This window comes from Selenomonas sp. KH1T6 (assembly GCF_900108415.1).
GTDB lineage: Bacteria > Bacillota > Negativicutes > Selenomonadales > Selenomonadaceae > Selenomonas_B > Selenomonas_B ruminantium_A.
Map to the genome: position 1 here is coordinate 67651 of NZ_FNWN01000014.1, position 10862 is coordinate 78512.

7 protein-coding genes, 13 tRNA genes and 2 rRNA genes are annotated in these 10862 nt (G+C 53.2%); 3 read left to right on the plus strand and 19 right to left on the minus strand.

Features of this window, described 5'->3' with window-relative positions; genetic code table 11:
* Positions 1-61: 61 nt before the first annotated feature.
* Positions 62-1558, minus strand: coding sequence for an oligopeptide:H+ symporter (locus tag BLW59_RS09900; RefSeq protein WP_074697657.1), 1497 nt, complete (start codon positions 1556-1558; stop codon positions 62-64).
* A gap of 400 nt (positions 1559-1958) precedes the next feature.
* Here BLW59_RS09900 and BLW59_RS09905 point away from each other — a divergent pair, with 400 nt between their 5' ends.
* Complete coding sequence (locus BLW59_RS09905) at positions 1959-2363, plus strand: hypothetical protein (protein WP_029541686.1); 405 nt, start codon at positions 1959-1961, stop codon at positions 2361-2363.
* 43 nt (positions 2364-2406) lie between these two features.
* Here the strand turns inward: BLW59_RS09905 and BLW59_RS09910 are convergent, their stop codons facing one another.
* Positions 2407-3399, minus strand: coding sequence for a hypothetical protein (locus BLW59_RS09910; RefSeq protein WP_074697658.1), 993 nt, complete (start codon positions 3397-3399; stop codon positions 2407-2409).
* A gap of 271 nt (positions 3400-3670) precedes the next feature.
* Between BLW59_RS09910 and trpS the strand changes: the two genes are divergently transcribed.
* Complete coding sequence (gene trpS / locus BLW59_RS09915) at positions 3671-4681, plus strand: tryptophan--tRNA ligase (RefSeq protein ID WP_074697659.1); 1011 nt, start codon at positions 3671-3673, stop codon at positions 4679-4681.
* Between the two features lie 97 nt (positions 4682-4778).
* Entirely contained in the window at positions 4779-6497 is a 1719-nt protein-coding gene (locus BLW59_RS09920; RefSeq protein WP_074697660.1) for a methyl-accepting chemotaxis protein, read from the plus strand.
* Positions 6498-6640: 143 nt separating this feature from the next.
* On the opposite strand, the gene BLW59_RS09925 is transcribed toward BLW59_RS09920, so the two are convergent.
* The 17 genes from BLW59_RS09925 to BLW59_RS10005 form a co-directional block, all read right to left on the minus strand.
* Positions 6641-7600 (minus strand): L-lactate dehydrogenase, encoded by a 960-nt coding sequence (locus BLW59_RS09925; protein ID WP_029541693.1) that lies wholly within the window; start codon positions 7598-7600, stop codon positions 6641-6643.
* A gap of 90 nt (positions 7601-7690) precedes the next feature.
* On the minus strand, positions 7691-9028 hold the full coding sequence (locus BLW59_RS09930; protein WP_074697661.1) for an NlpC/P60 family protein: 1338 nt from the start codon (positions 9026-9028) through the stop codon (positions 7691-7693).
* Positions 9029-9149: 121 nt separating this feature from the next.
* Positions 9150-9235 (minus strand) — tRNA-Leu (locus tag BLW59_RS09935).
* A 141-nt stretch (positions 9236-9376) separates the two neighbouring features.
* Positions 9377-9462 (minus strand) — tRNA-Leu (locus BLW59_RS09940).
* Positions 9463-9503: 41 nt separating this feature from the next.
* Positions 9504-9589 (minus strand) — tRNA-Leu (locus tag BLW59_RS09945).
* 31 nt (positions 9590-9620) lie between these two features.
* Positions 9621-9709, minus strand: a tRNA-Leu gene (locus tag BLW59_RS09950).
* A 16-nt stretch (positions 9710-9725) separates the two neighbouring features.
* Positions 9726-9799: transfer RNA gene (locus BLW59_RS09955), tRNA-Gly, on the minus strand.
* 12 nt (positions 9800-9811) lie between these two features.
* A tRNA-Thr gene (locus BLW59_RS09960) sits at positions 9812-9887 on the minus strand.
* An 8-nt stretch (positions 9888-9895) separates the two neighbouring features.
* Positions 9896-9971: transfer RNA gene (locus BLW59_RS09965), tRNA-Phe, on the minus strand.
* A gap of 57 nt (positions 9972-10028) precedes the next feature.
* A tRNA-Asp gene (locus BLW59_RS09970) sits at positions 10029-10105 on the minus strand.
* A 6-nt stretch (positions 10106-10111) separates the two neighbouring features.
* Positions 10112-10187 (minus strand) — tRNA-Val (locus BLW59_RS09975).
* A 5-nt stretch (positions 10188-10192) separates the two neighbouring features.
* Positions 10193-10268 (minus strand) — tRNA-Lys (locus BLW59_RS09980).
* Positions 10269-10295: 27 nt separating this feature from the next.
* Positions 10296-10371: transfer RNA gene (locus BLW59_RS09985), tRNA-Lys, on the minus strand.
* A 4-nt stretch (positions 10372-10375) separates the two neighbouring features.
* A tRNA-Gln gene (locus tag BLW59_RS09990) sits at positions 10376-10450 on the minus strand.
* 37 nt (positions 10451-10487) lie between these two features.
* A tRNA-Asn gene (locus tag BLW59_RS09995) sits at positions 10488-10563 on the minus strand.
* Positions 10564-10567: 4 nt separating this feature from the next.
* Positions 10568-10684, minus strand: a 5S ribosomal RNA gene (gene rrf / locus BLW59_RS10000).
* Between the two features lie 67 nt (positions 10685-10751).
* Positions 10752-10862: ribosomal RNA gene (locus tag BLW59_RS10005) — 23S ribosomal RNA — on the minus strand; the annotation flags it as partial.

Below are 10862 nucleotides of genomic sequence, written 5' to 3' on the forward strand. Positions count from 1 at the left end.
AAGAGCGCTGAAAGCCCCCGGAAAAACAAATCCGGGGGCTTTCGCATGCTTGTATGATATTTTAGTTGTTCATGGCAGGAATTTCTTCTGCCTCATCAGTCTTGTTGATGAGCTTGTTCAGCACAGGCACCAGGAAGGCCATGACTACCGTCACGCCCAGAGTCACCAGGCCGATATCGGTGAAGACGCCGGTGTAGATGCCGAGAGTCTCCACGGAATTCGTCATGCCCTCGGGCACAGCGGTGAGAGCTGCTACCTTGCCGCCCAGCACAGCTGCAATGGCGGTGGTGAGGAACCAAGCCCCCATGAGGAAGCCCAGCAGGCGCTGGGGCACCAGCTTGGAAATCATGGACAGGCCCAGGCCGGAAATCAGGAGCTCGCCAATGGAGGACAGGAAGTAGGAACCAACCAACCACCAGGCAGACACAATGCCGGCCTCGCTGGCAAACTTGGCAGAGAAGCCAACCACCAGGAAGGAACCTGCCGTCAGCAACATGCCCAGGGCGAACTTGGCGGGCATGGAAAGGTCAGTGCCCTTGTCGCCGAAGTGGCTGTACATCCAGGCAAGGATGGGGCTGGCCAGCATGATCCAGAAGGGGTTCAAAGTCTGGAACACCTGTGCATCGGGAATCTCAATGCCCATGATGCTGTGCTCCACGTTGTTGATAGCGAAGAAATTCAGAGAAGTAGGCATCTGCTGATACAGGGTGAAGAAGACAATAGCCTCCACAATGAGGATCAGGGCGGCAATCATTTTGCTGCGCTCAGCCCCACGGGACTGGAAAATCATCTTGAAGAACACGCCGTACACCAGAGCAGCAATGCCCCACAGCAGCACATGAGCCACTTCCAGATGGCTCAGCATCCAGGCAGAAACGAAGGTCATGACAATGACACCGGCTACCACCAGAGCCATTTTCGTAGCGGACAAAGGTGCCTTGCCAGCGGGGGAATCAACGCCCTTCACCAGATAGCGGAAGCTGAAGAAACCGCCGATAGCCACCACCAGGCCCATGGCACAGATGGAGAAACCCAGGGAAAGTCCATACATGGAGCCGACGATAGGCACCAGCAGCATGGAGCAGAAGGAGCCGATATTCACGGCCATATAGTACATGGTGAAAGCAGAATCAAGATGCTGCTCATCACCCTCATAAATCTTGGACAGCAAGGAGGAAGGGTTAGCCTTGAAGATACCGTTGCCGCAGGCAATGGCACCAAGAGCCACGAATACCAGGTACTCCTCAACCTGGTCGCCACTGGCAGCAAAAGCCATAATGGCATAGCCAATCATGAGGACAATAGCCCCCAGGGCGATAGTGCGCTGGGTGCCCAGCACCTTGTCACCGATATAGCCGCCGATGGACACATAGCCGTACACCATGGCGGAGAAAGCACCGAAGACGATGAAGGACTGCGCGTCCCCCATGTTCAGCGCTTTCACGAAGAACATAGCCAGCACGGCCTGCAGGCCGTAGTAGCCAAAGCGCTCCCAGAACTCTATGAAGAACAGCATATTGAATGCGCTCTTCCTGTTAATAGGATGTGCATCTGACATAAGTAAAACTCCAATCTCTCTACGGGAGTATCTTGCTCCTCCCGGAATCTAATATGTATCACACTGATGGACATTTTACCATATTCTTACGCACAATAAAAGGCCAAGTGACTGTAAAGACTGTTAATATTGGGCTTTTGGGCCTATCTTCTCTATATATTATGCACAAATGTGCATCAAGTATGGATTATAAAAAGTTGATTGTGCCTTTGGTGTTCATTATCTGCGGACATGGTCCTGAAAATAAAACAAAGTTTTTTTTGCTTTTGTAATCATGTATATCAATAAGGACATTCGACCACAATGTCCACAGAGTGTATACATCTGATATATTCCCCTTATTGACATGATTAATCAGTTTGCTACAATAAATGTATACGCTAAAAGAAAGGAAGATTCCATGTTTTATATAGTGAATTCCCTGATTACCGAAGAAGGCCGTCAGACCTTTTCCCTGCTTGGCATCACCGAGGACAAGCAGCAGGCAGCTGCTCTGGCTGCAGAGGTCTACAAGGACTACAACAAGAACGCCTCCTTCCAGAACATCGAAATGATTACTGAATGGCTGGCCACCCGCCGCAAGTACTCCTTCCGCAAGGACAAGGAGCACAGATTGCAGCTGGCTATCACGGAAGCAGGGGAACTCAACCAGCTGCTTCCCGCTGAGGCAGGGCTGGTATTCTCTGCTGCCGCTGAGGAGGAGGAACTGGCCCGCCGCATGAGCCAGGCACTCTTTGAGGGCCAGCATACAGCCAGCCGGGGAGAATTTCCCCCAAAGGCTGCAGGCTGCCCACTGGAAAGCTAAAAAGAGAGGGAAATGTTTCACACCGAAGCATTTCCCTCTCTTTTTATTTTTTATTTTTCTTTGTTTCTCCCCACGCACTCGCAGCTTCCAGTGTAGCTGCCGTACCGGTCTTTTCGTGATAGGCCTTCAGGTCCTCCAGCCACTTTGCCATCACATTATAGGCCTTCAAGCTCTTGTCCTGATAAGTGGCATGGTAAAGGTAGTTGGTCCATCCTTCATGCACTTCCTGCACATAGTTTTCCCCGTCCTTGCCGGTGAAGAAATCCAGCCGCACACCCTCCCTGGGCAGCACCAGGGTGTAGTATTTGAACTTGCGCATCTGAATATCCTTGGCGCTCCTGTAGCTGGCCCCGTAAAGGAGTTTCTCAACGTAGGGCAGCGGAGAAAAACCATCTGCCGTGGAAGGAGCCTCTCCATTCTTGCCCAGAGTATAGGCCTCCGGCTGGCCGTAGATGAAATTGGCCAGATAGATGCCAATATTGCTGTTGTCAGCAGTTACAGGCGTAAGGCCGTTGTCCCTGATGAAATCACCGTGCACATAATCCCATCCCCAGGCATTCAGCTTGGTCCACTGCCTTTGGTCACGCACCATATCCTCCTGGCTCTCACGCACATAACGCACATCGGTGGGATGGTAGTAAATATAATATCCGCCCTCTGAATCTTTGGCAATCAGCTCAGCCCCGGACATATCATGGCGAAGTTTCTCGTGGAGCTGCTCTGCCGTCAACCGGCCCAGACTGAAAATCCAGCCAGCACCTGACTCAGTCTCTCCTGCCTTTTGGGCAGCTTCCACAGAAGCCTTCTCAGAAACGGCAAAGAAGCTGCCCTCCTGGGCGGTAGTATCTTTCAGCAGCAGCTCATCGTATGCCTCAGGAATCCGCAGCTTCAGCCCCTGGCTCTCATACAGACGCCCCTGCCCTGCTTCAGCCTCTGCCGAAACAGCAGGTGCCGCCTCCTCAGCCAGAGCGAAATTCCCCGGTGCCGCCAGCACAGCTGCCGCCAGCAGGGCAGCCAGTATTTTTCCGCTTTTCATATATAATCCCCCTTCCACCGTCTTCGACGGTCCCCCTCCCCCGCAAGCGGTGGAGGTAAGGTCTGCTAGAAGCGTAAATCTCCCGAATGGAAAAATTCACTACTCAACTAATATAAGACACTTCCTCATTCTACCATATCCTGCCCCGTCCTTCCACCTGTTACACCTCTATTTGCACTTTTCAGTTTTATTGACAAATTAACGACAATAGACTATGCTAGACTTTAGTTTATTTGAATTCATATATTATTGATAGTTAGGAGCAATTGCTATGTCAGAAGCACAGGAAAAAAAGAAAATAATCCTCAGCGGCATCCAGCCCACAGGGGTTTTCACCTTGGGCAATTATCTGGGAGCGGTGAAGAACTGGCAGCAGATGCAGGAAGACTATCAATGCTATTATTTCATCGCCGACCTTCATTCCCTGACGGTACACATTGACCCGAAACTCAGGAAACAGCAGTCCCTGCAGGCCTTTGCCCTGCTCCTGGCCTGCGGCATCGACCCGGAAAAGAGCCTTATTTTCGTCCAGAGCCATGTGCCCACCCATGCAGAAATGGGCTGGATCCTGGCCTGCTGCTCCCAGTTCGGCGAACTTAGCCGCATGACCCAGTTCAAGGACAAGAGCGCCAAACACCCGGAGAACATCAACGCCGGCCTTTTCACCTATCCCTCCCTCATGGCAGGGGATATCCTGCTCTATCAGGCAGACTATGTGCCGGTAGGGGCTGACCAGACCCAGCATCTGGAATTCACCCGTGACATCGCCACCCGCTTCAACCATGTGTACGGGGAGACTTTCAAGCTGCCTGAAGGGTACTTCCCCAAGCTTGGCGCTCGTGTCATGAGCCTGCAGGAGCCCACCTCCAAGATGAGCAAGTCCGACACCAACCCCAACGCCACCATTTCCATTCTCGATGAAGAAAATGTCATCATCAAGAAATTCAAGCGGGCTGTCACCGACAGCGAGATGGAAGTGGTTTTCCGTGAGGGCAAGGACGGCATCAACAACCTCATGACCATCTACTCCGCTGTCACGGGCAAGAGCCTGGATGATATCACCAGCGAATTTGCCGGCAAGGGCTACGGCGACTTCAAGGCTGCCGTAGGCGAGGCTGTGGCAGAGGAACTGCGCCCGGTAAGGGAAAAATACGCAGAGCTTATGGGTGACAAAGCAGAGCTGGAGCGCCTCATGAAGCAGGGGGCAGAGATTGCCACGAAGATTTCCAGCCGCACCCTCACCAAGGCACGCAAGAAAGTAGGCCTCTACATTACCAAATAAAATAGTCCGATAGAAAAAAAACTATATAGCAGGAAAAAATCCCCCTTTGACGAATATGTCTATTACAAAATAAATAGACGTAAAAGGGGGATTTTAAATGCGTTTCATGGACAATCTCAAAGTAGCCTACAAACTGCTGATATTGGCCGTCATCGCTTTCGTCGGCATGGCCTTTATCGGCTTCTCAGGTTACTCCGCTATCCGGCAAGCCCAGATAGACATGGAAAAAATGTATATGGTGGATGTGCGCAGTCTCAGCCATCTGGGCGATGCCCGCCAGGGCATGCGTTCTGCCCAGACCATGACGGTCATCATGACCAACAAGACCGTCACGCCCGAGCGCATGAAGGATCTGGCAGGCAAGTTCGAAGCAGGTGTGAAGGGCACTGATGAGGCTTTGGCCAAGTTCAAGGAAGTTTCCGCCAGCAACACAGATGTGCAGGCTAAGTTCGAGGAAACCCTGACGGACTGGAACAGCATGAAAGCCAGTCTGCAAAAGTCCGCCAGTCTCTCTCTTGCGGGACAGCAGGACGAAGGCATGAATGTCTACAACCAGCATGCCACCGAGGCTACCAAGGTAGCCAAGGACCTGGAGGAACTGGCTGATGCTGCCACCAAGTCCGCTGAGGCCCTGAACACCAAGAACGACGAGGACAGCGAAGCTGCCAAGTTCAAGATGCTGGCAGAGTGCATCATAGCCCTGATCGTCCTCGTGGTTTCCGCCCTCTGGATCACCCGCGAGGTGGTAAATCCCCTGCGTCAGACCATCGGTGCCTGCGAACGCCTCAAGGAAGGTGATTTCCGCGACAGGGAACGCTCGATTATCCGTGGTGACGAATTCGGTGAAATGGCCGATGCCGTGGCGGGCGTGCGCGTAGCCCTCAATGCCATGATGAAGAACACCGGCCGCATTGCCGAGCAGCTGGCAGCTGCCGCCGAGGAGCTCAATGCTTCCTCCGGCCAGTCTGCCCAGGCCGCCGAGCAGGTGGCCCAGAACGTCACCAGCTCCGCAGGAGCCGTGGTGGAACAGCAGCAGCTCCTGGCTGTCATGCAGGAATCTGTAGACCATTCCAGCCAGGCCGTAGACACTTTGGGCGCAGCTGCCAATGACGTGGCCCGCCAGGCTCAGTCCTCCAATGACGAAGCCGAGTCCGGTGCCAAGTCCATCGAGAACGCCGTATCCCAGATTCTCTCTGTAGAGGAGATTGTCAGTGAATCTGCCGCCACGGTGGACAAACTGGGCCAGAGCTCCCAGGAAATCGGCCAGATTGTGGAAACCATTTCCGGTATTGCCGAACAGACCAACCTGCTGGCCCTGAATGCCGCCATCGAGGCAGCCCGGGCAGGCGAGCATGGCCGCGGCTTCGCCGTAGTGGCAGACGAGGTCAGGAAGCTGGCTGAAGCCAGCCAGACTGCCGCCCAGCAGATTACAACCCTCATTGCAGGTATTCAGAAAGATACCGACGATGCCGTCAGCTCCATGAAGAAGGGCAGTACGGCAGTGCGGGAAGGTTCGGCCTCTGTGGAGCAGCTGCGTGATGCCTTCCAGGCCATCCGCACAGCTTCCGGCAGCGTGGTTTCCAGCGCCCAGCGCATGATCAACGATTTGCAGACTGTGGCCGAAGATGCCAGCAATATCAGCGAGAAATCTGGCAGCATTTCCTCCAAGGGCCGCCAGGTGGCCGAGGAAATGGAAAGCGTCTCTGCCGCTTCCGAAGAGCAGAGCGCTTCTGCTGGCGAGATTGCCAGCGCCTCCAAGGCTCTGGCAGAGCTGGCCCAGAACTTGCAGGATTCCCTGCACAAGTTCCAATACTAAGCCGTCCTCCAATTACCATATTTCCCTAACTCTCATTTTCTCCTTTCTTTCAATTCTCTCAACCCGGCAAGGCATGGCCCTGCCGGGGCTTTTTTTGCAATAAAAAACCTTCCCCTGGGGAGGGAAGGCTCAAAAAACATTCGTCAATCAATTACCCCATTGGCCCTCATCACGGCCTTGACGCTCTCAGCGCTCTTTTTCATCATCTCTTCTTCCTCAGCAGGCAGATGCAGGGGGATGCGCTTCTCTACGCCGTGGCGGCCAATGATGCTTGGCATGGAAAGGGCCACCTCATGGAGGCCATACTCCCCGTGGAGAGGCATTGACACCGGGCAGACGGCACGCTCGTCAAAGAGCACAGCCTTGGCCAGGCGACAGGCTCCCATGGCGATGCCCGTGTTGGTCCAGCCCTTGGACTGCACTACATCATAGGCAGTGTTCACAACTTCCTGGCCGATTTCTTCCAAATCCAGCTTGCCTTCATGGTCGTAAAACTCGTCAAGCTGCGAGAGGGGCACGCCGCCGATGCTGACAGTGCTCCAGGCAGGGAAGGCAGAGTTGCCGTGTTCCCCCATCATATAGCCCTGGACAGAGGAAGCATCCACCTTGTAGTGCCTGCCGATGATGCTCTTGAGGCGCATGGTTTCAAGGGTGGTGCCAGTGCCAAAAAGCCGTCCTTCGGGATAGCCAAACTCCGTGGCTGCCACATAGGTAGTGATGTCCAAAGGATTGGTAATCATGATAAAGACAGCCTCGCGGGTGTATTTCGTGACTTCGCCCATGATCTCACGGATAACGCCGATGTTTTCCTTGGCCAGGGTCAACCTGTCCATCTTCTGCCCGGGCAGGATGCTGGGGCCGGCATCGCAGATAATCACATCTGCATCAGCGCACTCCTCGAAACCGCCGGAATGGACGCGAATCCCAGGCACGTAATCGCAGGACAGGGAATGCACCGCATCCACTGCCTCCCCATGGGCCACTTCCTTCTTGATATCAATGCAGACAATATCTGCTGCCAGCTGGCAGGCAATGGCACGGGCCAGTACAGCAGAGCCCACATGGCCCAGCCCAATGATGGCTAATTTATGTGGCTTGAACACTTTGACATATCCCCTTTGCTAACTGTATTCTGGTAAAGAACGTTTACAAGTTTACAGTATACACCTTATAAGGGAATTTATCAACACGCCTCAATGCCACACCCCTGCAAAACTCGTCAGACCATCTATGGCCTCCTCCCCAGCTGAGTTATGATAGGTCAGATCCGACACCAGCACTCCCTGCACATACTGGCCAGTGCCTTCATTGATGAAATAACCGCTGGTGCTGTGGATGCAGAGCGGCGTACCGCTGGCATCCGTGCCCAGATACATCATCACATGGCCGGGTTTGAAAAGCAGGTCTCCCGGCTCAGCCTGCTGTCGCAGCGCTGCATAACGTGCCTCTGTGGAGAGGCCGGTCATTTTCACCTGCTTCAAGAGTGTCAGCTCCTGATGGTCGGCATCCCGGGGAATCTTCAGCCCCATGGTGCGGTAGACGTCCTGCACAAAGGAGGAGCAGTCCACGCTGTCATCCTGCCCACCCCAGCCGTAGGCATCCCCAAGGCATTTGAAGGCCATGGCAATGAAGTTCCCGCGGGTGCAGGGCAGATAGCCCTCGTGGAGGGTTTCATCAAAATCAGCAGGGCAGTTGTCTATATAAAGCCAGCCTTCAGCGTCCCTCTGAGGAAGCAGCAGGCCCCGCGTCCCCGCTTCCAGGCTGCCGGTGCTGCCATGGACCTTGCCCAGAGGAATCGCTGCCCCCAGCTGATAGAGCTGGGAAATGCCCCCCGCTTCCAAAGTCTTGCGATTTTGGGTGACAACAGCCACCTGAGCGGGAGCCGCATATCTCAGCCAGTCCTCTCTTTCAGCCAGAGCCAGGCTGTCCAGGCTCACCCAGCCCTGGTAATCCTCTGCCTGCACGAAAGCAAACTTCCCATCCAGGCTTTTGTGCCAGATCAGCACTGCCTCCGCCGGGTCCAGCACCGTGCCCTGCAAGTCGTCATAGTGCTCATCAGGCTCATCATTCCAGGCCTTAGACACGGGCAACAGGCGCAGAGCAGCCCGCTGGACGGTGACAGCATATTCTGCCTCTGCCTCCTCTGGCAAATCAGCCAGATTGCAGTTCCTGCGGGCCTGTTGCCACCTGTCCCAGGTCAGCAATTCTCCTCCCACATACTCCTCAGGCAGTTTCTCCTGCCAAAAGTCCTGCATGGCAGCCATGATATGCTGCCTTACCTCCCGCCCCGGCAAACGGTCAGGAGAGGCTGTGAGGTCTATAATAGAGGTATCCCGCAGCTGCAAGTCCTGATTCTGGGCAGAAATCTGCTCCGGCGTCAGGATAACTTCCTGGGCATGGGTAGTGCGTGAAAGCCAGTAGCCAGGGGCAGCTTCAATGCCAAAACGGCCAGAGGCGGCCTCGGTGGTTACTGTAATTGCTATAAGAAAAGTAAAAAGCAACGTAGATAAGATTAGTTTTTTCCAGTTCATGGCAAAACCTCCTCGCAGACATTACCTCCACCGTTTCACGGGGCAGGTAAAGCCTACTCAAAATTAACCATTCTAAATATAAAAAAAGCTCAAGCAAGAACGCTTGAGCTTTGATTACAACTGGTGCGGTTGATGGGACTTGAACCCATACGTCTTGTGAACACTACCCCCTCAAAGTAGCGCGTCTGCCAATTCCGCCACAACCGCATGATATAAAAAGGACTATTTAGCATAAACAAAAACGTTTTGGAGGAACCCAAAATTCATATCCATGAATTTTGGATAAGCGATTCACGACATTTTGTACGTCGCTTCGCTCCTTCAAAACGTGTTCTCTGCTTAAAAAAATGGTGCGGTCGAGAGGACTTGAACCTCCACGGTATTGCTACCACTAGCGCCTGAAGCTAGCGCGTCTGCCATTCCGCCACGACCGCATGTTTGTATTATATATCAATTATATGGATTTGTCAAGAGATGGTGCGGTCGATGGGACTTGAACCCATACGTCTTGTGAACACTACCCCCTCAAAGTAGCGCGTCTGCCAATTCCGCCACGACCGCAATATATAATTTTTAGCGAAATAAGGGAAAATGGTGCCGAGGACCGGAATCGAACCGGTACGGTTGTCTCCAACCGACGGATTTTAAGTCCGTTGCGTCTGCCAGTTCCGCCACCCCGGCAGCTTATTCAATAAAGTGGAGCGGGTGATGGGAATCGAACCCACGTGATCAGCTTGGAAGGCTGGAGCTCTACCATTGAGCTACACCCGCGTAAAAGCTAAGTGGAGCTGGCGAGAGGAATTGAACCCCCAACCTGCTGATTACAAGTCAGCTGCTCTACCAATTGAGCTACACCAGCTTGATAAATGGTGCCTCAGAGCGGAATCGAACCACTGACACGGGGATTTTCAGTCCCCTGCTCTACCAACTGAGCTACCGAGGCATTTCATCAAAACAAGTTGAAAATTTATATTATAAACGCTTTCGCGTTATAATCAAGTGGCGACCCCAAGGAGACTTGAACTCCTGACCTCCGCCGTGACAGGGCGGCGTTCTAACCAACTAAACTATGGGGCCATAATATGGTGGGCGATGACAGGATCGAACTGCCGACATCTTGCTTGTAAGGCAAGCGCTCTCCCAGCTGAGCTAATCGCCCATAAATGGTGACCCACCACGGAATCGAACCGTGAACCTACTGATTAAGAGTCAGTTGCTCTGCCAGTTGAGCTAGTGAGTCATGATAAAAGGGGAATACTATCTATATTGGTGGCTCACCCGGGGGTCGAACCCGGGACAACCTGATTAAAAGTCAGGTGCTCTACCAACTGAGCTAGTGAACCAACATGGCTGGGGTAGCTGGATTCGAACCAGCGGTGCGGGAGTCAAAGTCCCGTGCCTTAACCACTTGGCGATACCCCAATTAGTTATGGGGGGCTCCCCAGATTATTTTTAAAATTGGCTCCTCGAACAGGACTCGAACCTGTGACATTCTGATTAACAGTCAGACGCTCTACCGACTGAGCTATCGAGGAATCAAACTGGCAGCTTCCTATCCTCCCAGCCCGTCTCCAGGCAAGTACTTTCGGCCTCTGAATGCTTAACTACTGTGTTCGGAATGGGAACAGGTGGATCCATTCAGGCATCGCCACCAGATATTCAGTTGAAAGATTGCTCTTTCAAAACTATACAGAAGAATTACTTTGCGTTGAACATCTTAGATTAAGTTAAGCCCTCGACATATTAGTAGTAGTTAGCTTCATGCCTCACGGCACTTCCACACCTACCCTATCAACCTTGTCTTCTTCAAGGTGTCTTACTAGCTTATGCTATG